General features: G+C 65.4%; 21 protein-coding genes. 14 read left to right on the top strand and 7 right to left on the bottom strand.

The features are described 5' to 3' along the window. Nucleotides 1–44: 44 nt before the first annotated feature. Both EZV60_RS13065 and EZV60_RS13060 read right to left on the bottom strand, forming a co-directional pair. Nucleotides 45–1,364 (bottom strand): ammonium transporter, encoded by a 1,320-nt coding sequence (locus EZV60_RS13065; RefSeq protein WP_135506029.1) that lies wholly within the window; start codon nucleotides 1,362–1,364, stop codon nucleotides 45–47. A 22-nt stretch (nucleotides 1,365–1,386) separates the two neighbouring features. Next, nucleotides 1,387–1,725, bottom strand: coding sequence for a P-II family nitrogen regulator (locus EZV60_RS13060; RefSeq protein WP_135506028.1), 339 nt, complete (start codon nucleotides 1,723–1,725; stop codon nucleotides 1,387–1,389). A gap of 256 nt (nucleotides 1,726–1,981) precedes the next feature. On the opposite strand from EZV60_RS13060, the gene EZV60_RS13055 reads away from it, so the two are divergent. Beyond that, on the top strand, nucleotides 1,982–4,156 hold the full coding sequence (locus EZV60_RS13055) for a transglycosylase domain-containing protein (RefSeq protein ID WP_135506027.1): 2,175 nt from the start codon (nucleotides 1,982–1,984) through the stop codon (nucleotides 4,154–4,156). 35 nt (nucleotides 4,157–4,191) lie between these two features. On the opposite strand, the gene EZV60_RS13050 is transcribed toward EZV60_RS13055, so the two are convergent. Both EZV60_RS13050 and EZV60_RS13045 read right to left on the bottom strand, forming a co-directional pair. Beyond that, on the bottom strand, nucleotides 4,192–4,800 hold the full coding sequence (locus tag EZV60_RS13050) for an MlaC/ttg2D family ABC transporter substrate-binding protein (protein ID WP_135506026.1): 609 nt from the start codon (nucleotides 4,798–4,800) through the stop codon (nucleotides 4,192–4,194). Next, nucleotides 4,790–5,587, bottom strand: coding sequence for an MlaA family lipoprotein (locus EZV60_RS13045; protein WP_245306296.1), 798 nt, complete (start codon nucleotides 5,585–5,587; stop codon nucleotides 4,790–4,792). The genes EZV60_RS13050 and EZV60_RS13045 overlap by 11 nt, the downstream gene beginning before the upstream one ends. Nucleotides 5,588–5,755: 168 nt before the next feature. Between EZV60_RS13045 and EZV60_RS13040 the strand changes: the two genes are divergently transcribed. From EZV60_RS13040 to EZV60_RS13015, 6 genes are all read left to right on the top strand, one after another. Further along, nucleotides 5,756–7,495 carry a type I secretion system permease/ATPase gene (locus EZV60_RS13040; protein ID WP_135506025.1) on the top strand — a complete coding sequence of 580 codons (1,740 nt, stop codon included), beginning with the start codon at nucleotides 5,756–5,758 and terminating at the stop codon, nucleotides 7,493–7,495. Next, nucleotides 7,492–8,799: an HlyD family type I secretion periplasmic adaptor subunit gene (locus EZV60_RS13035; RefSeq protein WP_135506024.1), complete on the top strand. Its 1,308-nt coding sequence runs from the start codon at nucleotides 7,492–7,494 to the stop codon at nucleotides 8,797–8,799. The genes EZV60_RS13040 and EZV60_RS13035 overlap by 4 nt, the downstream gene beginning before the upstream one ends. Nucleotides 8,800–8,941: 142 nt before the next feature. Further along, entirely contained in the window at nucleotides 8,942–9,403 is a 462-nt protein-coding gene (locus tag EZV60_RS13030; protein WP_135506023.1) for a RidA family protein, read from the top strand. Next, a complete protein-coding gene (locus EZV60_RS13025; RefSeq protein WP_135506022.1) occupies nucleotides 9,400–10,167 on the top strand; it encodes a glycerophosphodiester phosphodiesterase family protein in 768 nt (255 codons plus the stop codon). The genes EZV60_RS13030 and EZV60_RS13025 overlap by 4 nt, the downstream gene beginning before the upstream one ends. A gap of 51 nt (nucleotides 10,168–10,218) precedes the next feature. Further along, nucleotides 10,219–11,406, top strand: a complete 1,188-nt coding sequence (locus tag EZV60_RS13020) for a GNAT family N-acetyltransferase (RefSeq protein ID WP_135506021.1) — start codon at nucleotides 10,219–10,221, stop codon at nucleotides 11,404–11,406. After that, nucleotides 11,403–11,705 carry a 4a-hydroxytetrahydrobiopterin dehydratase gene (locus tag EZV60_RS13015; RefSeq protein ID WP_135506020.1) on the top strand — a complete coding sequence of 101 codons (303 nt, stop codon included), beginning with the start codon at nucleotides 11,403–11,405 and terminating at the stop codon, nucleotides 11,703–11,705. Before EZV60_RS13020 ends, EZV60_RS13015 begins: the two co-directional genes overlap by 4 nt. Nucleotides 11,706–11,723: 18 nt before the next feature. Here EZV60_RS13015 and EZV60_RS13010 read toward each other — a convergent pair whose 3' ends face one another. Next, nucleotides 11,724–12,212 carry a peroxiredoxin gene (locus EZV60_RS13010; protein ID WP_135506019.1) on the bottom strand — a complete coding sequence of 163 codons (489 nt, stop codon included), beginning with the start codon at nucleotides 12,210–12,212 and terminating at the stop codon, nucleotides 11,724–11,726. A 90-nt stretch (nucleotides 12,213–12,302) separates the two neighbouring features. Between EZV60_RS13010 and EZV60_RS13005 the strand changes: the two genes are divergently transcribed. Continuing rightward, nucleotides 12,303–13,508 (top strand): NAD(P)/FAD-dependent oxidoreductase, encoded by a 1,206-nt coding sequence (locus EZV60_RS13005; RefSeq protein WP_135506018.1) that lies wholly within the window; start codon nucleotides 12,303–12,305, stop codon nucleotides 13,506–13,508. Beyond that, a complete protein-coding gene (rsmD, locus tag EZV60_RS13000; protein WP_135506017.1) occupies nucleotides 13,505–14,059 on the top strand; it encodes a 16S rRNA (guanine(966)-N(2))-methyltransferase RsmD in 555 nt (184 codons plus the stop codon). Before EZV60_RS13005 ends, rsmD begins: the two co-directional genes overlap by 4 nt. A gap of 40 nt (nucleotides 14,060–14,099) precedes the next feature. On the opposite strand, the gene EZV60_RS12995 is transcribed toward rsmD, so the two are convergent. Next, complete coding sequence (locus EZV60_RS12995) at nucleotides 14,100–15,326, bottom strand: FAD-dependent monooxygenase (RefSeq protein WP_342588800.1); 1,227 nt, start codon at nucleotides 15,324–15,326, stop codon at nucleotides 14,100–14,102. Nucleotides 15,327–15,482: 156 nt separating this feature from the next. On the opposite strand from EZV60_RS12995, the gene EZV60_RS12990 reads away from it, so the two are divergent. From EZV60_RS12990 to EZV60_RS12970, 5 genes are all read left to right on the top strand, one after another. Beyond that, complete coding sequence (locus tag EZV60_RS12990; RefSeq protein ID WP_135506015.1) at nucleotides 15,483–16,811, top strand: amidase; 1,329 nt, start codon at nucleotides 15,483–15,485, stop codon at nucleotides 16,809–16,811. A 119-nt stretch (nucleotides 16,812–16,930) separates the two neighbouring features. Continuing rightward, on the top strand, nucleotides 16,931–18,106 hold the full coding sequence (locus tag EZV60_RS12985) for an aminotransferase class I/II-fold pyridoxal phosphate-dependent enzyme (RefSeq protein ID WP_135506102.1): 1,176 nt from the start codon (nucleotides 16,931–16,933) through the stop codon (nucleotides 18,104–18,106). Nucleotides 18,107–18,126: 20 nt separating this feature from the next. Then, nucleotides 18,127–21,018, top strand: a complete 2,892-nt coding sequence (locus EZV60_RS12980; protein ID WP_135506014.1) for a DNA translocase FtsK — start codon at nucleotides 18,127–18,129, stop codon at nucleotides 21,016–21,018. Between the two features lie 72 nt (nucleotides 21,019–21,090). Further along, nucleotides 21,091–21,672, top strand: a complete 582-nt coding sequence (locus EZV60_RS12975) for an exopolysaccharide biosynthesis protein (RefSeq protein ID WP_135506013.1) — start codon at nucleotides 21,091–21,093, stop codon at nucleotides 21,670–21,672. Nucleotides 21,673–21,749: 77 nt separating this feature from the next. Continuing rightward, complete coding sequence (locus EZV60_RS12970; RefSeq protein ID WP_135506012.1) at nucleotides 21,750–22,355, top strand: LolA family protein; 606 nt, start codon at nucleotides 21,750–21,752, stop codon at nucleotides 22,353–22,355. 18 nt (nucleotides 22,356–22,373) lie between these two features. Here EZV60_RS12970 and EZV60_RS12965 read toward each other — a convergent pair whose 3' ends face one another. Then, entirely contained in the window at nucleotides 22,374–22,982 is a 609-nt protein-coding gene (locus EZV60_RS12965) for a transglycosylase SLT domain-containing protein (RefSeq protein WP_135506011.1), read from the bottom strand. Nucleotides 22,983–23,001 lie beyond the last annotated feature (19 nt).

Here is a 23,001-nt window from a genome sequence, read left to right as displayed (position 1 = left end):
CGCCCGGGCCAGGTGTGTAAAGGTGTAATCCGGAAGGAGGAAGATTACCCTTTGGAGAATTCGGGATAGGCTTCCATCCCCAGTTCCGACATGTCGAGACCGTTGATCTCGTCCTCTTCGGCAACCCGGATGCCCATCACGGCCTTCAGGATGAACCAGACGATCAAGCTGGCCACGAAGGTGAAGACACCGTAGGCGACGATACCCGTGAGCTGCGTCGTCAGGCTGGCGTCGGAGTTGTAGAAGATCACCGCGATGGTGCCCCAGATGCCGGCGAAGAGGTGCACCGGGATGGCGCCCACAACGTCGTCGATCTTGAGCTTGTCGAGCATCGGCACGGTCAGCACCACGATCACACCACCCACGGCGCCGATCAGAAGCGCGCCAAAGAGGGTCGGGGCCAGAGGCTCGGCGGTGATCGACACGAGGCCGGCCAGTGCGCCGTTCAGCACCATGGTGAGGTCGGGCTTCTTGTACATGATCTGCGTCAGTATCAGGGCCGTCACCGCGCCGGCGGCTGCCGCCATGTTGGTGTTGGCGAAGATGCGCGACACGTCGGAGACGTCACCCACGGTGCCCATCGCCAGCTGCGAGCCGCCGTTGAAGCCGAACCAGCCGAGCCACAGGATGAATGTGCCCAGCGTGGCGAGGGCGAGATTCGAGCCCGGGATCGGGTTGACCTTGCCGTCCTTGCCATACTTGCCGATCCGCGGACCCAGCACGATGGCACCGGCCAGAGCAGCCCAGCCACCCACGGAGTGCACGACGGTCGAGCCGGCGAAGTCGGAGAAGCCCATTTCAGACAGCCAGCCGCCGCCCCACTGCCAGGAACCCGAGATCGGGTACATCAGGCCAGTCAGCACGACGACGAAGATCAGGAAGGGCCACAGCTTGATCCGCTCGGCCAGCGCGCCCGACACAATCGAAGCGGTGGCGGCGACGAAGACCAGCTGGAAGAAAAAGTCGGACCCGACCGAGGCGTAATCAAGCGCCGCATCAGCCGCAGCCACACCAACCGGATCGAGCACGGTCTGGCCGCCGATGGCGAAGTAGCCGTTGAAGTCGCCCGGATACATGGTGTTGAAGCCCACGAGCCAATACATGATCGCGGCAATCGAGTAGAGACCGATGTTCTTGGTCATCTGCATGGTGACGTTCTTGGAGCGCACCAAGCCGCCTTCCAGCATGGCAAACCCTGCCGCCATGAAGAAGACGAGGAAACCCGCCATACAGAACAGCAGGGTGGTCATGATGTAGGGGCCGATCTCGTCAAAGCCCGGCGCATCCTGCGCAAAGCCCAGCTGCGGCACGGCGATCAGCGCCGCTGCGGCCAGGCCGGTATACGTGTAACGTGTCATGGTCATGTTATCCTTTCCCCACGCTGTCTCAGAGCGCGTCGTCGTTGGTTTCGCCGGTGCGCACGCGCATGGCCTGCTGCACGTCGAGCACGAAGATCTTGCCGTCACCGATCTTGCCGGTGCGCGCGGTGGATGCGATGGTCTCGACCACCTGGTCGGCCATGGACGCCGCGACGGCGATCTCGAGCTTGATTTTCGGAACGAAATTCACGGCGTATTCGGCACCGCGGTAGATTTCGGTGTGACCGGACTGCGAGCCGAAGCCCTTTATCTCGGTCACCATCATGCCGCGGACGCCGATCGCGGTCAGCGCTTCGCGTACATCTTCAAGCTTAAACGGCTTGATGGTTGCGATGATGAGTTTCACAGATGTCCCTTTCGTTTCTGCGTGACAGGGTTGTGTTTGCCCCTGCAGAACATGCGCGGATTGCGGCCAACGGAAAGGTGACTCGGGGGGGAGAGGGAAAAAACCCAACCCCTCATGCCTAAAAAATGTGCATATTAATTTAATTGCACAAAAATAAATCAGATAAGAATCGCAAGGCGCGGGGCGGATGGGGGTCTACTTTCCCGAAGGCCCGCGATAGACTGCGCGAAAGGCAGGGTTCCGGGCAGGGTGGGACATGGCACAAGACGGTCGCAAGAAGCCTCGGCTGGTTGCGGACAAGCGGTATGGTAAACCGGCCCGCAAGGCGCCGGCGAAGTCCTCGCGCAAGGCCACGCGCAAACCGGCGCGTTCGCGCAAGGCCGCCCGTCGCGGTGGCGGGGGCGGCAAGGGGCCGCTGGCAGTTTTGCGGCGCTTACTGCGCTGGATGCTGCGCCTTGTCTGGACCATCACCTGGCGGGTCGGCGCGGTCGTGGCGCTCGTGCTGGCGTTGGCGGTCGGCTATGTCTATTCCACGTTGCCTGATGTGACGACGCTTCTGGACGGGCGCGCGCGCGGGTCTGTGACCCTGATGGACCGCGAGGGCGAGGTTTTTGCCTGGCGCGGGGACCAGTTCGGCGGCGTTGTGACCGCCGACAGCGTCAGCCCGCATTTGCGCAACGCCGTGGTGGCGACCGAGGACAAGCGGTTTTACCGGCATTTCGGCCTGAGCCCGCGCGGTATCGCCAGCGCGATCCGCATCAATCTGAGCGAGGGGCGCGGGCCGCTGTCGGGCCATGGCGGGTCGACCATCACGCAGCAGACCGCCAAGCTCTTGTGCCTGGGCGTGGAATACGACGACGAGGTCTGGGAGAGCGAGGCCGATTACATCCAAGACTGCCGCCGCGGGTCGCTGGCGCGCAAGCTCAAGGAAGCGATCTATGCGCTGGCGATGGAGGTCAAGTATACCAAGAACGAGATCCTCTCGATCTACCTCAACCGCGCCTATATGGGGTCTGGCGCGCATGGCGCCGAGGCCGCCGCGCAACGCTATTTCGGCAAGCCCGCGGCGGCACTGACCCCGCAGGAAGGCGCGATGGTGGCGGGGCTGCTCACCGCGCCGACGCGGCTGGCGCCGACCACCGATCTCGAACGTTCGCAGGATCGTGCGGCGACGGTCCTGCGGCTGATGAACGAGCAGGGCTATCTGAGCGACGCGGACACCGCCGCAGCGCAGGCCGATCCGGCGACCCTGTCGCAGGCCGCAGAGGCGCAGGCGGGTGGCTATTTCGCGGATTGGGTGATGGATTCGGGGCCTGAGTTCTTTACCCGTGATACCACCGAGGACGTCATCATTCAGACCACGCTGGACCAGCGGATGCAGCGCGCGGCGGAAGGTGCTCTCGATTACATCTTCGAGACCAAGGTGCGCGACGGATCCGAGGCGCAGGCCGCCATCGTAGTGATGAGCGCGGACGGCGCGGTGCGCGCGATGGTCGGCGGACGCAAGAGCCGGGTTGTCGGCGCGTTCAACCGCGCGACCATGGCCAAGCGGCAGACCGGGTCGGCCTTCAAGCCCTTCGTTTACGCCACGGCGCTGGAACTGGGATACGAGCCGGATTCGACCGTCGTCGACGAACCCTACTGCATCAACGTGCCCGGATCGGGGCGCTATTGCCCGGAAAACTACACCCGCGATTACAAGGGCCGGGTGACGCTGACCGACGCGCTGCGCCAGTCGCTCAACGTGCCGGCGGTGAAGGTTTCGGAAAGCGTGGGCCGCGACCTCGTGCGCAAGGTCGCGAGCGATTTCGGCATCGACAACGCGCTGGCCGATGGACCGGCGCTGGCGCTTGGGGCTTCGGAGAGCACGCTGCTGGAGATGACGGGCGCTTATGCGGGTATTCTTAACGGCGGCTCTTCGGTGACACCCTACGGGCTTGTGGAGCTGAAACTGCGCGGCGATGACGAACCGCTGATGGGCACGGGCGGCGGGATCGGCGAACGGGTGATCCGCGAGGAAGCTGCGCGGCAGCTGATCTGGATGATGCACCAGGTGGTGCAGAGCGGCACGGGAACCCGCGCGCGCCTGCCCGACCGCGAGGCTGCGGGCAAGACCGGCACCACGCAGGCCGCCCGCGACGCATGGTTCCTTGGCTTTACCGCCGATTACGTGGCGGGTGTCTGGATGGGGTATGACGACAACACGCCGCTGACCGGCGTGACGGGCGGGGGCCTTCCGGCGGAGATCTGGCACGAGACGATGCTGCGCGTGAACGAGGGTATCACGCCCAAGCCGCTGCCGATGATCCGCCCGGCCCCGCGCGCCCAGCCGCAGCAGCGCCAGCCGCAGCTGCAACAGGCGCCACGCCGGGATCGGGGCAACCCGATCGAGAATATCCTGCGCGGATTGTTGGGGGCTGACGGTCGATAGGCCCGGCGCCGGCGTCGTGGCGTCCCGACGGGATCCTAGCCGGCGCGGCGCAGGTCGTTGACCAGGCCGTCGATATTGCCACGGTTGCGGTCCAGCATCGCGCCGATCTCGGTCCGCTCGGACAGCCGCAGGCTGATGCCTTCGATCACGAGGTCGAAGAAAAGATCGCGGCCCGACCGGTCTGAGACCAGAAAGAGCACATCGAACGGCGCCTGACCGCGCAGGTCGACCCGCGCGCGCACCTCGTGCCAGGACTTCACCGGGCGCACGCCCGTGACCGTGATCTGGCCGCCGATGAATTCGCGGAACCGCTTGCCGTATTTGCGGGCGATGTAGCCGCGGAACGCGTCGGTGAAGGCGCGCATCTGAGCCGAGGACGCGCGCCGCGCGTCTGCGCCAAGCGTCGAGCGCGCGATGATGTTCACGTCGGCATAGCGCACGAAGATCCGTTCGAAGTCGCCGATCATGCCACTGACGCTTTTGCCCGAGTTGATCACGCGGTTGATCTCGGAAACGACCTGATCGACGAGCGTTTTGGCGCGCGCCTCGGTCAGGGCAAGGGCGGGCAGCGGCAGCGCCGCGCACAGGCCTGCAGCGGCGGCGGTTGTCAGAAGATGGCGGCGGGACACAGGGTTACTGATCATAGGGATCCTCCAAGCCGTCGGTGTAGGGGCTGTCGTAGGGGTCAGAATACGCGCCTGCTGTGCCGCCTTCCACCTTGAACCTGCGGTTCTGGATATAAAGCGACCGGGCCTGGGCATAGCTGTCCGCGCTCTCGTAAAGGATCGAGTCGATGGTCGCGGAATAGCGCCCGCGATTGGACAATCCCGAGGAGATCGCCGCGGCCGTCGGATAGTAGCTTTCGGGGTCTTCCAGCCAATAGCTTAGCGGGTTGGTGAAGAGATCCACCACCCGGCCGACCGTGTCGCGCTCTGTAGAGGGGCCAAGCAGGGGGAGCTCGATATAGGCGCCTTCCCGCGCCCCCCAGACATGCAGCGTTTGCCCGAAATCGGCGTCGGTGGCCGCGGGCATGTTGAGTTCGGTGGCGGGATCGAAAAAGCCGAGCAGACCGAGCGTGGAATTGACGAGAAAGCGGTAGGTGTCCTCGGTCGCGCCCTTCATGTTGCCTTGCAGGATATTGTTGACCACCGCGCTCGGGATCGAGAGGTTGTCGGCGAACCGGCCGATCCCGTCCTCGATATCGTCGGGCATGAAGGCCGCGTAACCGCGGCCCGCAGGACGCACGACGGAGCGGTCGAGCGAGCGATTGAAGGCATGCACCTTGCGGTTCGACGCCTCATAGGGATCATAGGCCGCATCGGTGGGATGCGTGGCGGGCGGCTTGGCGCAGGCGCCAAGACCTGCAACAAGGAGCAGGGAGATCATGGCGGCGCGAAAACCGGGAATGCGGATCGGGAATGCAGGAATCACGTTTAAGCTTTTCTTTCAAAACACTGTGGCAACACATACAGCATCGCCGGGCGAAGCACAGACAGACCGACGAAGTGCGCGTGGCCCTATGGCAGATAGGTAACAATGCATGTAAGGCAAAATCCGTAATGGGATCAAGCGCACGCACCGACGGGCAAGAGATTGTGAATGCAACCTAGCAAGGCAAGACTGGAGGCCGGGCGCGAAGAGCTGCGCGAGGCCCGCAAAGAAAGCCGCGGCCTTTACTGGTTCGTGGGCATTTTCAGCTTTTTCGTGAACCTTCTCATGCTGACCGGGCCGATCTACATGCTGCAGGTCTATGACCGCGTGTTGGGCAGCCGGTCAGTCGAGACGCTGATCGCGTTGTCGGTTCTGGTGCTGTTCCTTTACGGCATGATGGGTCTGCTGGATTACGCGCGCGGCCGGATCATGGGCCGGGTCGCGGCACGGTTCCAGGCCCGGCTGGACCGGCGCGTGTTCGACGCCGTGATTCGCAAGGCGGCGCTGGCCCCGGACGAGCGCACCGAGACCGGGCTGCGCGACCTCGAAGCGGTACAACGGCTCATGGCCTCGCCGGTGCTGATGGCGATCTTCGACATGCCCTGGACGCCCTTCTTCCTTGCGGGGATCTGGATCTTCCATCCCTGGCTGGGCACACTGGCGCTGGTCGGTGGCGGGATCCTCATCCTCGTGACGATCCTCAATCAGTGGGTGACGCGCCGCCCGTCGGCGCAGTCGAACCAGGCGACCGTGGCCGCCGAGACCATTGCCGGCCATATCCGCAACGAATCCGAGATGGTGCAGGCGATGGGCATGCGCGACGCGGCCTTCACCCGCTGGCAGCAGGCGCGCGACCGGTCCTTGCGCACGCAGATCCGGTCCGCCGATCTGGTGGGCACCTTCACGACCTCGACCAAGACCTTCCGGCTGTTCCTGCAGTCGGCCATGCTGGGGCTTGGCGCGTTTCTGGTTCTGCGCGACGAACTGACGCCGGGGGCTATGATCGCGGGTTCGATCCTTCTGGGCCGCGCGCTGGCGCCGATCGAGATGGCGGTGGGGCAATGGGCGCTTGTGCAACGCGCCATGCGCGGCTGGCATTCGCTGGCCGAGCTTCTGGCGATCGTGCCGCCCGAGCAGCCGCGCACGGCGCTGCCGGCGCCGCGCGCGCTTTTGGAAGTGCAGCAGTTGACCGTGGTGCCGCCGGGGGAACAGCAGGCCGCGCTAAAGACGATCACTTTCACCGTACAGCCGGGCCAGGCCGTGGGCGTGATCGGCCCGTCGGGGGCCGGAAAATCGACACTGGCGCGCGCGCTGACCGCGGTCTGGCGGCCTGCGGGTGGGCGGATCCGCCTCGATGGCGCGGCACTTGACCAGTACGAGCCTGCGGTGCTGGGCCAGCATATCGGGTACCTGCCTCAGCGGGTGCAGCTTTTTGACGGCACGATTGCCGAAAACATCGCGCGGCTGGCCGCCGAGCCCGACGCTGAAGCGGTCGTGGCGGCCGCCAAGAAGGCCGACGCGCACGAGATGATCCTCAACCTGCCCAACGGCTATGACACGCGGGTGACCGCCGGGGGCGGGCGGCTGTCTGGCGGGCAGATGCAGCGTATCGGGCTGGCGCGGGCGATGTATGGCGAGCCGGTGCTGCTGGTGCTCGACGAGCCCAATTCCAACCTCGACAACGAGGGCAGCGAGGCGGTGAACACCGCGATCCGCGGCTTCAAGTCCGACGACCGGTCGGTTCTTGTGATGGCGCACCGTCCCGCGGCGATCAAGGAATGCGACACGCTTTTGATGCTGGAAAACGGCGTGGTGCGTGCCTTTGGGCCCAAGGAGGACGTGCTGCGCGAGGTGGTCAAGAACCACGGTGAAATCACGCAGGCCAAGCAGGCGGGAGGGATCCAGTGAGCGAACCCAAGAGTGACGGCTGGTCCGTGCGCACGCCGATGCTGGTGGGGCTTGTCGGGCTTTTCACGCTGGTTGGCGGTTTCGGCACATGGGCCGCGATGACCCAGATCTCGGGCGCGATCATCGCCTCGGGGCGCATCGAGGTCGACCAGAACCGGCAGGTGGTGCAGCATCCCGATGGCGGCGTCGTGGCGGCGATCGAAGTTGACGAGGGCGACACGGTCGCGGCTGGCGACGTTCTGGTGCGGCTCGATCCCACGACGCTGGCGTCGGAGCTTGCGATCACCGAAAGCCAGCTTTTCGAACTGATGGCCCGCAGCGGGCGACTGAAGGCCGAGCGCGACGCGCAAACCGAGATCGAGTTCGATCCGCTGCTGGTGGAGGCCGGCGCGGCGCGGCCCGATGTGGCCGAGCTCATGACAGGGCAGGCGCGGCTTCTGGTGGCGCGCACGGAATCGGTGAATAACGAAATCGACCAGTTGGAAAAACGCCGTGGCCAGATCGGCAACCAGGTGGACGGCATCGAGGCGCAGCGCACGGCGCTGCGCGAGCAACTGTCCCTGATCGAGCGTGAACTGGCCGACCAGCAATCGCTTCTGGACCGGGGGCTGGCGCAGGCCGCGCGGGTGCTGGCGCTGCAGCGCGAACAAGCGCGGCTTTTGGGCCAGATGGGCGAGTTGGCGGCGCAGGTCGCGCAGGCCGAGGGACGCGTCACGGAAATTGACATCGAAATCCTCAAGCTGGCCACGCGCCGGCGGGAAGAGGCGATCACCACCCTGCGTGACCTGCAATACCGCGAACTGGAACTGCGCGAGCAGCGCCGGGCCCTGATCGAACGCATGAGCCGGCTGGAGATCACTGCGCCGGTTTCGGGCATCGTCTATGGCCTGCAGGTGTTCGCGCTGCGTTCGGTCATCCGGCCCGCCGATCCGATCATGTATATCGTGCCGCAGGACCGTCCGCTGATCATCAACGCGCAGGTGGAGCCCATTCATATCGACAAGCTTTTCCTCGGCCAGGACGTGACGCTTCGGTTCTCGGCGCTGGACCAGCGCACCACGCCGGAACTGACCGGGCAGGTGGTGCAGATCTCGGCCGACGCCTTCGAGGACGAGGGCACGCGGCAGAGTTACTACCGTGCCGAGATCACGCTTTCGGAAGGTGAGCAGGCGCGTTTGCCGAAAGACGTCACGCTCATCCCGGGGATGCCGGTGGAGACCTTCATTCGCACCGAGGACCGCACGCCGCTGGCCTATCTCACCAAGCCGCTGACCGATTATTTCGCCAAGGCCTTTCGCGAGTAGGCAGAGCGCGCAGGTCACGTGCGGCGGGGCAAGAGACGCCATGACCGGCAGGAAGACGGCCCCGGCGGCGCTTTGCGGTTTTCAAGCCCGTCGCGGACCGCTAGCGTCCGGTCAGCAATTCTGCGTCGGAAGGAAAAGCGTGATGGGAAAATACGAAGACAAGCTGACCGAGATGGGCGTGACCCTGCCCGAGGCGCCCGCGCCGGCGGCCAATTACGTGCCTTACGTTCAGGTGGGCGAGCTGCTTTACGTTTCGGGGCAGATCTCGAAGGACGACAGCGGGCTGATCACCGGCAAGCTGGGCGCGGACATGGACACCGCCCAGGGGGCTGCGGCGGCGAAGGTCTGCGCGATCAACCTTCTGGCGCAGGTCAAAGCGGCCTGTGATGGCGATCTCGACCGGCTGGTGCGGGTCGTGAAACTGGGCGCGTTCGTGAATTCCACACCGGATTTCACCGAGCAGCCGCAGGTCGTCAACGGCGCGTCCGATTTTCTTGGCGAGGCGTTGGGTGAGGCCGGCAAGCACGCCCGGGCCGCCGTGTCCTCGCCGTCGCTGCCGCTTGGCGTGGCGGTCGAAATCGAGGGTATTTTCCAGATTTCATGAGGCCGCTCGACCCGGTCTTCCTCCGGCGGCCGCTGGCGCATCGCGCATTGCATGACGCCGGGCGGGACCGGCCCGAGAATTCCCGGGCCGCCGTGGCGGCGGCCCTTTCGCATGGCTATGGCGTGGAACTGGACCTGCAGCCGAGCCGGGACGGCGTTGCCATGGTGTTTCACGACCAGACGCTTGACCGGCTGACAGACGAGACGGGCGCGGTGCGCGACCGTAAGGCCACGGAACTTGATGTGCTGGCGCTGGCGGGTGGGCCGGAACGTATCCCGCACCTGTCCGACGTGCTGGACCAGGTGGCGGGCCGGGTGCCGGTGCTGCTTGAGCTGAAGGATCAGCACGGGACGATGGGCCGGGGCGACGGCGTTCTGGAAGAGGCCGTCGCGCGTGATCTGAAGGGCTATCGCGGGCCGGTCGCGGTGATGTCCTTCAACCCCGAGATGATGGCGCGGATGGCGGAGATCTGCCCCGAGGTGCCGCGTGGCCTTGTGACAAGCAGCTATACGGCGGCGGCATGGCCCGACCTGCCGCGCGCGGTGCGCGAACGGCTGCGCGATATCCCGGATTACGCGCGTGTCGGCGCGTCCTATATCAGCCACGAGGCGGCGGATCTTGACCGTCCCGACGTGGCGCGGCTTCACGCGGCAGGGGCTGCGGTTCTCTGCTGGACGATCCGGTCGGCGGCGGAAGAGGCGCGGGCGCGGCGGATCGCCGACAACATCACCTTCGAGGGGTATTTGCCCGCGATCCCGGCTTGAACCGGTGACGGGACGGCACAGATGTAGAGGGCAACCGGAGGTGCGCGACGCATGGACGGCGGATCGGTCAGTGTCAAAGTGCTGGACAGCCTCGCGCAGATCGATGCGCGGGCATGGGACGCCTGCGCCTGCCCTGAGGTTGCGGATGGCGGCCGTCCGGTCGATCCTTTCACGACCTATCGCTTTCTGCGCGCGCTGGAAGACAGCCGGTCGGTCGGCACCGGCACAGGCTGGGAGCCGCACACCCTCGTGGCGGAGCTGGAGGGCGAGACGATCGCCTGCGCGCCGCTTTACGCCAAGGCGCATAGCCAGGGCGAATACATTTTCGATCACAACTGGGCGCATGCCTATGAGAGAGCGGGCGGGCGGTATTTTCCGAAGCTGCAGATCGCCGTGCCTTTCACGCCGGTCACGGGGCGGCGTCTGCTGACGCGGCCCGGATTCGGCATGACCGGGCGGGATGCGCTGATGCAGGCCGCCGTGAGCATCGGCGAGCGCAACAAGCTGTCATCGTTGCACGTCACCTTTTGCACCGAAAAAGAGCGGCTGATCGGCACCGAGATGGGGCTGTTGCCCCGCATTACGCAGCAATACCACTGGGTCAATCGCGACTATGACAGCTTTGACGCCTTTCTGGCGACACTGTCGTCGCGCAAGCGCAAGAATATCCGAAAAGAGCGCGCACAGGCGCAGGGGTTCGGCGGGCGGATCGTGCAACTGACCGGGGATGAGATCGAGCCCCACCACTGGGACGCGATGTGGCGATTCTATCAGGATACGGGCGCGCGCAAATGGGGCATGCCCTATCTCACCCGCGCCTTTTTCGAGATCGCGCATGAGCGGCTGCGTGACGATATCCTGCTGGTTTTCGCCGAAGACGAGGGCGTGCCGGTGGCGGGCGCGCTGAACGTGATCGGGCGCGACGCACTTTACGGCCGCTACTGGGGCTGCAGCGCGCATCACCCGGCGATGCATTTCGAACTGTGTTACTATCAGGCGATGGATTACGCCATCGCGCAGGGCCTTGCCAAGGTCGAGGCCGGCGCGCAGGGCGAGCACAAAATTGCGCGCGGTTATCTGCCGGTGGAGACGCATTCGCTTCACTGGTTTCGAGAACCCGCTTTCAGCGAGGCGGTCGCGCGCTATCTGGACGAGGAACGGCAGGCCGTCACCGAGGATATCGAGATCCTGACAGGGTTCGGCCCGTTCAAGAAAGCGCAAGTAGAGGAGCAGCCATGACCGACAAACTGAGCGAAACCGCCCGCAAGACGACGCTGGCGCCGTTGTTCGACACCGGCTGGGCCATGGTGGACGGGCGCGACGCGATCACCAAGACCTACGAGTTCAAGAACTTCGTCGAGGCGTTCGGCTTCATGACCCGGGCAGCGATCTGGGCGGAAAAGTGGGATCACCACCCGGAATGGTCGAATGTCTACAAAACCGTTGAGGTCACGCTGACGACTCATGACGCAGGTGGGCTGAGCTCGCTCGATGCCAAGCTGGCGCGCAAGATGGACGTGCTTGCGGGCGCCGCGTGACGCGGCGCCGCGACGCGATTACATCTGGTCGAGAAGGGTCTCGCCGGCCGAAATCTCGCACTGGCCGGGGTTTTCCTCGGGATTGAGGATTTTGACCGCGCCGTTTTCAACGAGCATCGTGTAGCGCTTGGAGCGATCGAAAAAGCCCACGGGCGGCGCGGTGAAGTTCATGCCGATGGCTTTGGTGAACGCGGCGCTCGGATCGGCCAACATGGTGATCCCGGCCTTGTCCGCGCCGGTGCTTTCGGCCCAGGCGCTGACCACGAAGGGATCGTTGACCGCGACGCAGATGATCTCCTGCACGCCCTGTTCGTCGAACTTGTCCTTGTTGCGGATGAAGCTGGGGACATGCGCGGTGGTGCAGACGCCGGTATAGGCGCCCGGGACGCCGAAGATCACCACGGTGCGGTCCGCGGTGAGGTCGGCGAGCCGCACTTCTTCGGGGCCGTTCTCTCCGAGCCTAAGCAGCGTGGCATCGGGCAGTGTGTCGCCTACGGAAAGGGTCATGGTCGCTCCTGTCTATCTGTTGTCTTCTCTCTGGCGGTAGTTATAGGGTCTGCGCCAGTCGGGGCCATGGAAATCTGAGGGGAAGGCGGAATGTCGGGGATCGTCGTGATCGGAGCCGGTCAGGCAGGCAGCTCTCTGGTGGCGAAGCTGCGGGGGCTTGGATACGAGGGCGATCTGACCCTTGTCGGCGCCGAGCCGGTGCTGCCCTACCAGCGCCCGCCGTTGTCGAAGAAGTATCTTCTTGGCGAGATGGAGCTGGAACGGCTTTTCCTGCGGCCGGAGAGTTTCTACGCAGAAAACAAGATCGCGCTGCGCCTTGGCGCGCGGGTCGACGGGATCGACCGCGCCGCGCGCGAGGTTGCGATCGGGCCGGACTGCTTGAGCTATGATCACCTCGTGCTGACCACGGGCTCTGTCCCGCGGCGTTTGCCGGGACCGATCGGCGGTGATCTGGACGGGGTCCATGTGGTGCGGGAGCTTGCGGACGTGGATGCGATGGCCCCGTCATTCGAGACCGGGGCCAGGGTGCTGATCGTCGGTGGCGGCTATATCGGGCTGGAGGCGGCGGCGGTGGCCGCCGCGAAGGAGCTGAAGGTCGTGCTGGTCGAGATGTCCGATCGGATCCTGCAGCGCGTGGCGGCACGGCAAACATCGGATTATTTTCGCGAACTTCATACGCGGCACGGGGTCGATATCCGCGAAGGTGTCGGTCTGACGCGGCTGACCGGAGACGATAAAGTGAGCGGTGCCACGCTGAGCGATGGCACCGAGCTTGCCGTGGATTTCGTGATCGTGGGCGTAGGTATCCTGCCCGAAGTGTCGCTGGCGCAGGCCGCCGGGCTTGAGATCGACAACGGCATCCGGACCGACCCGTTCGGCTGCACGAGCGACCCATATATCTGGGCGGCGGGCGATTGCGCCTCTTTTCCGTATCACGGCGTACAGTTGCGGCTGGAAAGCGTGCCCAATGCCATCGATATGGCGGAATGCGTGGCCGAGAACATCATGGGCGCAAAGAAGCCCTATGTGCCGCAGCCCTGGTTCTGGTCGGACCAGTATGACGTCAAGCTGCAGATCGCCGGTCTGAACACCGGCTATGATGACGTCGTGACCCGGGCGGGCGACCAGGGCGTGTCGTTCTGGTATTATGCGGGAGATCGGCTTTTGGCCGTGGACGCGGCCAACGATGCGCGGGCCTATATGGTGGGCAAACGCCTTATCGACGCGGGGAAAACCGCCGACAAGGCGGTGGTCGCCGATCCGGGCGCGGATCTCAAGGCGCTCTTGCGGGTATGAGGATCATCGGCGGCGCATGGCGCGGACGGCGGCTTGCCTCGGTCGGCAAGGGGGATGTGCGCGCGCATTTGCGACCCACCCCGGACCGGGTGCGCGAAAGCCTTTTCAACGTGCTGATGACAGGATACCGCGACGCGCTTGTCGGCGGGCGCGTGCTCGACCTTTTTGCAGGGACCGGCGCGCTGGGCCTCGAGGCGCTGTCGCGCGGCGCGGCGGAGGCGGTGTTCGTGGAAAGCGGGCGCGTGGCGCAACGTATCCTGCGCGACAACATCGCGCTTTGCCAGGCTGAGACGTGCAGTCGGATCCTGGCTCGGGACGCCCGCCGCATGGGGGCGGCGCCGCATCCCTTCGACCTGGTCTTTCTCGATCCGCCCTATGGCAAGGCGATGGGCGAGGCGGCGCTTGATGCGGCGATAAGCGGTGGCTGGCTTGCGCCCGGGACCGTGGTTGTCTGGGAGGAAGGCGGCACTGTGCAGGTGCCTGCGGCGCTGCAGCTGGAGGATGAGCGGCGCTATGGCGAGACGCAGATCCGGATCCTGACGCATCGGTGATCCGGCGCGGCGGGCGCGCTGAAGCACGCCCTACAGGATCTCAGCCCTTCATCAGGTCGGGCAACTCGCCGGTCAGGCCCGCCGCCTCTCGGATGAACCCGCGGCGCAGGCGGGGCATCGCGCTGAGCGCCCCCATGCCGAGATCTCGCAGGCCGCGCAGCAGTGGGTTGTCATTGGAAAACAGCCGGTTCGTCAGATCCGTGGTCAGCGCCAGCGTGGCAGTGTCGAAACGCCGCCATTGCTGGTATCGCGCGAGCACGTCGGGCGCCGCATAGTCCTCTCCGCGGCGGGCGGCCTCGTCAATCACCTGTGCGAGCGCGCCGACGTCGCGCAGCCCGGCGTTGAAGCCTTGCCCGGCGATGGGGTGCAGCCCATGCGCGGCGTCGCCCACCAGCGCGACGCGCGGTGCTATGAAGCTGTTGGCGAGGCTGAGGCCGAGCGGGTAGGTATAACGCTGACCCCGCAGGGAAATCTCGCCCAGGAAATCGCCGAACCTGGGCCGGAGCACTTCCATGAAGGCGGCATCGGACAGTGCCGCGAAGCGCCGGGCGGTCGTCTCTGTTTCGGACCAGACGATGGAGCTGACATTGCCCGGCAAGGGCAGGATCGCCAGCGGTCCGGGGGGCATGAAGAACTGATGTGCGATGCCGTGATGCGGCTGCTCGTGCGCGATGGCGGCGACCAGCGCGGTCTGGCCGTAGTCCCAACCGGTGCGTTTGATGCCCGCGCGCGCCGCGGTGCCCGAGGCGCGCCCGTCGGACCCCACCAGCAGGCGGCCCGTCAGCGTCCGGCCCGAGGCCAGCGTGACGGTGATGCCCCGCGTGTCGGCCTCTTGCGCGATGACGGTGTCGGTGACTTGGGTGATGCGCGGTTCTTCGGCCATCGCGTCGAGCAGGGCCTTGCGCAGGAATCGGTCCTCGCACATGTGGCCCATCGGGCCTTCCTCGATCTCGGCGTGGTCGAAATGCAGGAAGAAGGGCGCGGGCCCTTCGCCGGCGCGACCGTCGGAGACCTTGATTTCCAGCATCGGCTGGGCGTTTTCGCGCACGCGGTCCCACAGGCCGATCGCCGAAAGAAGCCGCACCGAGGCCAGCGCGAGCGCGTAGGCCTTGCCGTTGAAATCGGGCGTCTCGCGCATCTCGTGCGGCAGGGTGTCGAGAATGGTCACGTCGCGCCCCGCCTGCGCCAGGGCGAGGGCAAGCGCCGGTCCGGTCAGGCCTCCGCCGACAATCAGGATCTCGCTGTCATGTGTCATGTGACTGAATATGACCTGCAGGGCGGCAATGTAAATGTGCTGTGCCGCCGCGCCCGGCCCAAGCCGCGGCGGTCGCAAGGCGGTGGCGGTCTTGCCATGGTTCCCCGCATCTGACTTGATACGGGTCGGCTGGCTTTTGGGCCTGCCCCAAAGGCGAGGAGCGGCGAGATGAGCGATTGGCTATGGATGAGCGCGGGCGATCTGGGGCGCGAGATCGGCGCGGGCCGGATCGGCCCGGTCGAGCTGACCGAGGCCTATCTCGATGCGATCGACCGGCACCCGGCGCGGGACCGCATTTATTCCACGGTGACCCCGGAGCGTGCCCGGGCCGAGGCCCGCGCGGCCGAAGAGCGGGCGCGCGGAGGCCTGCGCCGTCACGCACTCGACGGGGTGCCGATCAGCTGGAAGGATCTGTTCGACAGTGCGGGCACGTCGACCGAGGCGGGCACGAAACTGCTTGAGGGACGGGTGCCCGACAAAGATGCCGAGGTTTTGCGCAACGCCACCGCCGCAGGTCTGGTCTGTCTCGGCAAGACCCATATGAGCGAACTTGCGTTTTCCGGGCTGGGGCTCAACCCGATGACGGCGACGCCGCCAAATGTGCATGACGAGCGGGTTGTGCCCGGCGGATCGTCCTCGGGGGCGGCGGCAAGCGTGGCGTTCGGGCTGGCCGCCAATGGCGTGGGGTCGGACACCGGCGGATCGGTGCGGATCCCGTCGGCCTGGAACGATCTTGTAGGTCTCAAGACGACGGCGGGGCGGGTTTCGAACGCAGGGGTCGTGCCGCTTGCGGCGCGGTTTGATACGGTCGGGCCGCTGTCGCGCGACGTCGAGGACTGCGCCCTGATGCTGTCCGCGCTTGAAGGCGGGCCGGTGGCGGATCTCGACGGGGCGACGCTTCAAGGTGCGCGTTTGGCCATCCTCACCACATCGGTGTTCGAGGATATCCGTGACGCGCCCAAAACGGCCTTCGAGGCGGCTGTGGCCAAGCTGCGCGACGCCGGGGCCGAGATCGAGGAGATCGAGGCGCCCGAGGTGGCCGAGGCGATGCCGATGTCGCCGATCCTGTTCACCTCGGAGGCTTATGGCACTTGGGGTCAGCTGATCGAGTCCGCGCCCGAGGCGATGTTCGCCCCCATCCGTAAGCGGTTCCGGTCGGGCAAGGATTTCCTGGCCGCTGATTATGTCGCCGCGTGGCAGCGGCTGGAGGAGCTGCGGAGCGCATGGCAGACGCGCGTCGCGGCCTTCGATGCGGTTCTGATGCCCACCGCGCCCAATTTGCCGCCAGACGCCTCGCGGCTGATGACAGATGACGACTATTACGTGACCGAGAACCTTCTGGCGCTGCGCAACACGCGGGTCGGTAACCTGATGGGGCTGTGCGGTGTCACCTTGCCCACCGGCACGCCTGCCTGCGGTTTGCTGTTGTCGGGTAAGCCCTTTGGCGAAGAGGCCCTTTTGCGCCTGGCCAAGGCCGCCGAGGACGCACTCGGCTGACTGCGAAAATGCCACAATGTGGCTGTCAAGCGCATCGTTGCGCTGGACTGGGACGCGGGGCTTGGGTACGTTTCAACGAAACGGGACGCGAATGATCCCGAACCTTGAGGCAGTACCAGATGTTCCCCGAGCGGTTTTCGAACCTACCGGCCTATGCGTTTCCGCGTCTGCGGAGCCTGTTGGACGCTCATGCGCCCGGGGGCGAAGTGCTGCATATGACCATCGGTGAGCCGAAACACGATTTTCCGCGCTGGGTCGTTGATATTATTCAGGAAAAATCCGACGAGTTTCGCCGTTACCCGGTGAACGAGGGCATTCCGGAACTGCTTGGCGCGTTCTGTGACTGGGCGCAACGGCGCTATGGCGTGACACTCGACCCAGACGCGAACGTGATGGCGCTTAACGGGACGCGCGAGGGGCTTTACAACGCCATGATGGCGCTTTGCCCTGAAACCAAGGCCGGCAACCGGCCTGTGGTTTTGGTGCCCAACCCGTTCTACCAGGTCTACATGGTCGCCGCGCTGAGCGTGGGCGCCGAGCCGGTTTTTCTGCCCGCTACGGCCGAGACCGGGCATTTGCCCGATTTCTCGGGCCTGTCAGAGGATGTGCTGAAGCGGGCGTCCGTGGCCTATCTTTGTTCGCCGTCCAATCCGCAGGGCGCCGTGGCCGATGCGGGATACTGGCGTGACCTGATCGGATTGGCCGAGCGGTATGATTTCAAGGTCTTCGCCGACGAGTGCTATTCCGAGATCTACCGCGACAGGCCGCCCGTCGGCGCGCTTCAGGTGGCGCGCGATATGGGTGCCGACCCCGAGCGGGTGGTGGCCTTCCATAGCCTGTCGAAACGTTCGAACCTTGCGGGGTTGCGCAGTGGCATGGTGGTCAGCGGCCCGGAGAGCGTGACGCGCCTCCGGCAGCTGCGCAATTACGCCGGATCGCCCCTGCCCATGCCGTTGCAATACGCCGCCGCGCGGGTCTGGGAAGACGAGGCCCATGTGGAAGAGAACCGTCGCCTTTATCAGGAAAAATACGCAGTGGCCGACGAGATCTTCGCGGGCGTGGACGGCTACGCGCCACCCGAGGCCGGATTCTTCCTTTGGCTGCCTGTCGAGGATGGCGAGGCGGCGGCGCTGCGGCTTTGGCAGGAAACAGGCGTGCGGGTCCTGCCCGGCGCCTATCTAAGTCGAGAGGCCGGGGGCAGGAACCCCGGCAAGGGATATATCCGGGTCGCGATGGTGGCCCCAAAAGACGAGGTGGCGCGCGGTCTGACGATCCTGCGCGACTGTCTCTATTGAACAAGAGGACGAGGCAAAGCATGGCATATCAGACGCGTGGACGTGACCCGCTGCTGGACAGTTCGATGGCCGAAGCGATCGAAAAGCGGGGCAAGGAACTTCTTGGGCTGGCTCTTTTGGCCCTCGGTGTCGCGGCCGCGATGATGATCGTATCCTACCATCCCGACGATCCGAGCTGGATGTCCGCGACGGATGCGCCGGTGCAGAACTGGCTGGGCCGGATCGGGGCGTCGATTGCCGCGCCGCTTTTCATGATCGTGGGCTGGGGCGCCTGGGGCCTGGCGATCGTCGCCGGGGCCTGGGGTGTGCGGTTCGCGCTGCACCGGGGCGAGGACCGTGCGGTGGGCCGGCTTATCTTCGCACCGATCTGGATCGCGGTTCTGGCGCTTTACGCGTCGTCCCTGACGCCCGGCGCCGCGTGGTCGGCCACGCATAGCTTCGGGCTTGGCGGGCTTTTCGGCGATACGGTTCTGGGTACGGCGCTGGGGCTTTTGCCTTTTGGCGCGAGCCTGGGGCTGAAGCTGTTGTCGTTGTCCCTTGGCGCGCTGATGCTGGTGCTGGGTGCTTTCGTGCTTGGCTTTACGCGGACCGAGTTGCAGGCGATCGCGCGATTCCTGATCGTGGGCGTGATCATGACCTATGCCGGTCTGATGACGGTTCTGGGCCGTAGCGCGTCCGGCGCGGCGAGCGCGGCGAAATCAGTGCAGGCGAAGGCCGCAGATGCCCGGGCCCGCCGGATCGAGCGTCACGCGCAGGCCCGTGCCGAGGCCGAGGATCTGGCCCGGGCGGAGGCCGCCGTGCCCGAACCTGCCGTTACGCGCCGCGCACCGGCTGTGCAGGCCCCGCCCGCGTCTTATGCAGTGTCGCCGGGTGCGCCGGACAAACCGGGCGGCCTGCTTGCCCGCATGCCGTCGCTGATGCGCCGGCCCGAGCCCGAGCCGGAACCGGAGTTGATCGAAAATCCCGAAGCGCCCGATGTGGACGGCCCGAGCGGCGACCGCGTCAGCGCCCGGATCGCCGATGTGATCCGCAGCCGCGTGCGCCAGACGCCGGCCCTTCAGGTCGAGGCGACGGCCCCGCTGACCCGTGGCCGGGGCCGGGGGCCTGACCCGCTGATCCTTGACAACGGGCGGGGCGCGCAGTTGCCGCCCGAGCCGCCCCTGACCGCGGCGCAGGCCGCGGCACCGGTGGCCGAACCGCAGGCCCTTGCGCCCGAGACCGGCCCGGACGCCGCGCCGTCACCGGTGCACACCGCGCCGGCCCAGACCATGCGTGTCACACCGGCAGAGCCGCCGCGCAAGGTCGTGCAGCACCCGCCCAAGCGCACGCCGCAACCTTCGAGCCGCGCCCAGGCCGAGGCCCAGCCGGCCCTGCAGTTCGAAGACAGCGGGCAGATCGAATATGAGCTGCCGCCGCTGAACCTTTTGTCCAATCCGGCCAATATCACCCGGCATCACCTGAGCGACGAGGCTCTGGAGGAAAATGCGCGGATGCTGGAAAACGTGCTGGATGATTACGGCGTCAAGGGCGACATCGTGAGCGTCCGCCCGGGGCCCGTCGTGACCATGTACGAACTGGAGCCCGCGCCGGGCCTCAAGGCGAGCCGTGTGATCGGCCTTGCCGACGATATCGCGCGCAGCATGTCGGCCCTTTCGGCGCGCGTCAGCACGGTACCCGGCCGGTCGGTGATCGGCATCGAGCTGCCGAATGACAACCGCGAGATGGTGGTGCTGCGCGAGCTGCTGGCGACCCGCGATTTTGGTGACGGCAACCAGAAGCTGCCGCTGGCGCTTGGCAAGGATATCGGCGGCGATCCGGTGGTGCAAAATCTCGCGAAGATGCCCCACCTTCTGATTGCCGGCACGACCGGCTCGGGCAAGTCCGTGGCGATCAACACGATGATCCTGAGCCTACTTTACAAGCTCACGCCAGATGAATGCCGGCTGATCATGATCGATCCCAAGATGCTGGAACTGAGCGTCTATGACGGTATTCCGCATCTTCTGTCACCCGTGGTGACCGACCCCAAGAAGGCGGTCGTGGCGCTCAAATGGGTCGTGGCGGAGATGGAAGACCGATATCGCAAGATGTCCAAGATGGGCGTGCGCAATATCGACGGCTATAACGGCCGGGTGGCCGATGCGCTGTCCAAGGGCGAGATGTTCAGCCGCACGGTGCAGACGGGCTTTGACGACGAGACAGGCGAGCCGGTGTTCGAAACCGAAGAGTTCGCGCCCGAGAAGATGCCCTATATCGTCGTGATCGTTGACGAGATGGCCGACCTGATGATGGTCGCGGGCAAAGAGATCGAGGCCTGTATCCAGCGTTTGGCGCAGATGGCGCGGGCCAGCGGCATTCACCTGATCATGGCCACGCAGCGCCCGTCGGTCGATGTGATAACCGGCACGATCAAGGCCAACTTCCCCACCAGGATCAGCTTTCAGGTCACGTCCAAGATCGACAGCCGTACCATCTTGGGCGAGATGGGGGCCGAGCAGCTTCTGGGGATGGGCGATATGCTGTATATGGCCGGCGGCGGCAAGATCACCCGCTGTCACGCGCCCTTCGTCAGCGACGAAGAAGTCGAGGAGGTGGTCAACCATCTCAAGGCCTTCGGTCCTCCCACCTATGTGGGCGGCGTGCAGGACGGCCCCGAGGACGACAAGGCCGACAAGATCGACGCGGTGCTTGGCCTGTCCACGGGTGGCAATACGGATGGTGAGGACGCGCTTTACGATCAGGCCGTACAGATCGCGATCACCGACCGGAAATGCTCCACCTCCTACATCCAGCGCAAACTGGCTATCGGATACAACAAGGCCGCGCGACTGGTTGAGCAGATGGAGGACGAGGGTGTCGTCAGCGCCGCCAACCATGTCGGCAAACGCGAGATCCTGGTGCCCGAACAGTAGGGCGACCGGCAGGCCGTGCTGCAACCTGCGCACGGCCTCTTGCGTTGTCCCGGCTGAAAGGGGCGCCGCCGCATGACACAGCCACAAAGCGCAACGGGTCTCGTGCGGGACCTGTCGGACCTGGCCTGTGCCGGCGAGGTGGTGACGCTTGGGCAGGTTGTCGACACCTTCGGCGCGCGGGGCTTCGGGCCGCTTATCTTCCTGCCGGCGATGATCGAGATCACGCCGCTTGGCGCGATCCCCGGCCTGCCAAGCCTTCTGGCGCTTTTGATCGGATTGATCGCGATCCAGATCGTGCTGGGGCGCCCGGGGTTCTGGTTACCCGAAGCGTTGCGGCGGCGAAATCTCGAAGCGGACAAGGTGCAGCGGGCCATTTCCTACCTCGATCCGGCGGCGCGCCGCATGGATCGCTGGTTCGGACGCCGCCTGCAGCCGCTGACCGCCGGGCTGGCCCGCCGGGTCGCGGCGATGGTGGTGATTGCGCTTTGCCTGACCGTGCCGGCGCTGGAACTGATCCCTTTCGCCAGTAGCGGACCGATGCTCGCCGTGGCTGTGATCGGTCTTGCGCTCGCGGCGGAAGATGGCCTGCTAATGCTGATCGGTCTGAGCCTCGCGCTTGCGGCCTTGATCGTGGCGCCGCTGATGCTGATATGAAGGTGATATCGGGTGTTATCGCATATCACGCCGGACCGGCCTACATTGCCGGAAGACATTCAAGAACGGGAACGCTTATGAAGAATAGTGCAATCGGTCTGGTCGCCGGTCTTATGATGCTGGCAACGGCATTCCCCGCGGCGGCGCAGAAACTGTCCCTGGCGGAGATTTCCAACTATCTCAACGGATTTCAGACCGCATCAGGCGAGTTCACACAGATCAACGACGACGGCACGATCAGCACCGGCCAGATCTATATCAAGCGTCCGGGCCGGGTTCGTTTTGAATATAATCCGCCCGAGGCCACGCTTGTCGTGGCCGACGGCGATACCGTCGGGATCATCGACCCGAAGTCGAATACCGGGCCTGAAGGCTATCCGCTGCATCGGACGCCGCTCAAGATCATCCTGGCGCGCAATGTCGATCTGACACGCGCACGGATGGTGACCGGGCATGCCAGCGACGGCAAGACCACCACAGTGCGCGCGCAGGATCCGGAGCATCCCGAATACGGCAATATCGAGCTGGTCTTTTCCGCCAACCCGGTCGAGCTGCGTCAGTGGGTGATCAACGACAGCGGCGGGAGCCGCACCACCGTTGTTCTTGGCGAGTTGAACAAGGGTGTGCGTCTTGGCAACGAGCGCTTCAGGATCCCCGGCAAATCGCAGGAGTGGCGGGACTGACCGTCCCGCCCTGCGATATCAGAACAGCCCGCGTCGCCCCTGGCAGCGCGTCAGTTGCGCCTGGTAGGTCTCGGACCGCGTGCCGACCTCTCCGGCCACGCGCAGAAGCCAGGGTTTGCCGTTATAGCTTTGCCGGCTGAAGCCCGTGCGCCCCTCGTGGTAGGCGAGGTATTGATTGCGGGCGTCATGCAAAGAGATGCCAAGCCGCTGATTCGATTGTGACATGTACCAGCCCATGAAGTCGGTGGCGTCGTAGATGTCGTTGCGGCGGGCGGCAAAGCGCCGCTGGTCTTTCTTGTACTCGTCCCACGTTCCATCGAGCGCCTGGCTGTAACCGTAGGCCGAGCTTTGCCGGCCCATCGGGATCACGCCCAACACCCATCGGAAGGGCGTGCGCGCCTCGCCATCGAATTTGCTTTCCTGATAGATCGTCGCCATCTGCACGTGAACGGGCACGCCCCAGCGGCGTTCGGTCGCTCGGAAAGCCCGCAAATACTCGGGTTTTTGCGCCACGATCGTGCAGGCATCGTCGAGATTGCGCGGTGGCGGTCCGCTGGACCGACTGCCGCAGGCGGCCACGACAAGACCGGCTGTCACGATGACTAGGGCGCGAAGGAATCTGCTCATCTGCCTCTCGCCTGATTGT

This window comes from Roseovarius aestuariivivens (genome assembly GCF_004761875.1).
Classification (GTDB): Bacteria; Pseudomonadota; Alphaproteobacteria; order Rhodobacterales; family Rhodobacteraceae; genus Roseovarius; species Roseovarius aestuariivivens.
The sequence above is the reverse complement of the archived record's forward strand: the minus strand, read 5'-3'. Positions and strand labels throughout refer to the sequence as shown.

Coding starts and splice junctions, on each gene's coding strand:
- EZV60_RS13020 (WP_135506021.1), top strand. CDS start 10,219: ATGGACGGCGGATCGGTCAGTGTCAAAGTGCTGGACAGCCTCGCGCAG.
- EZV60_RS12970 (WP_135506012.1), top strand. CDS start 21,750: ATGAAGAATAGTGCAATCGGTCTGGTCGCCGGTCTTATGATGCTGGCA.
- EZV60_RS13055 (WP_135506027.1), top strand. CDS start 1,982: ATGGCACAAGACGGTCGCAAGAAGCCTCGGCTGGTTGCGGACAAGCGG.
- EZV60_RS12990 (WP_135506015.1), top strand. CDS start 15,483: ATGAGCGATTGGCTATGGATGAGCGCGGGCGATCTGGGGCGCGAGATC.
- EZV60_RS12975 (WP_135506013.1), top strand. CDS start 21,091: ATGACACAGCCACAAAGCGCAACGGGTCTCGTGCGGGACCTGTCGGAC.
- EZV60_RS12980 (WP_135506014.1), top strand. CDS start 18,127: ATGGCATATCAGACGCGTGGACGTGACCCGCTGCTGGACAGTTCGATG.
- EZV60_RS13050 (WP_135506026.1), bottom strand. CDS start 4,800: ATGATCAGTAACCCTGTGTCCCGCCGCCATCTTCTGACAACCGCCGCC.
- EZV60_RS13065 (WP_135506029.1), bottom strand. CDS start 1,364: ATGACCATGACACGTTACACGTATACCGGCCTGGCCGCAGCGGCGCTG.
- rsmD (WP_135506017.1), top strand. CDS start 13,505: ATGAGGATCATCGGCGGCGCATGGCGCGGACGGCGGCTTGCCTCGGTC.
- EZV60_RS13025 (WP_135506022.1), top strand. CDS start 9,400: ATGAGGCCGCTCGACCCGGTCTTCCTCCGGCGGCCGCTGGCGCATCGC.
- EZV60_RS12985 (WP_135506102.1), top strand. CDS start 16,931: ATGTTCCCCGAGCGGTTTTCGAACCTACCGGCCTATGCGTTTCCGCGT.
- EZV60_RS13010 (WP_135506019.1), bottom strand. CDS start 12,212: ATGACCCTTTCCGTAGGCGACACACTGCCCGATGCCACGCTGCTTAGG.
- EZV60_RS13040 (WP_135506025.1), top strand. CDS start 5,756: ATGCAACCTAGCAAGGCAAGACTGGAGGCCGGGCGCGAAGAGCTGCGC.
- EZV60_RS12965 (WP_135506011.1), bottom strand. CDS start 22,982: ATGAGCAGATTCCTTCGCGCCCTAGTCATCGTGACAGCCGGTCTTGTC.
- EZV60_RS13030 (WP_135506023.1), top strand. CDS start 8,942: ATGGGAAAATACGAAGACAAGCTGACCGAGATGGGCGTGACCCTGCCC.
- EZV60_RS13015 (WP_135506020.1), top strand. CDS start 11,403: ATGACCGACAAACTGAGCGAAACCGCCCGCAAGACGACGCTGGCGCCG.
- EZV60_RS13005 (WP_135506018.1), top strand. CDS start 12,303: ATGTCGGGGATCGTCGTGATCGGAGCCGGTCAGGCAGGCAGCTCTCTG.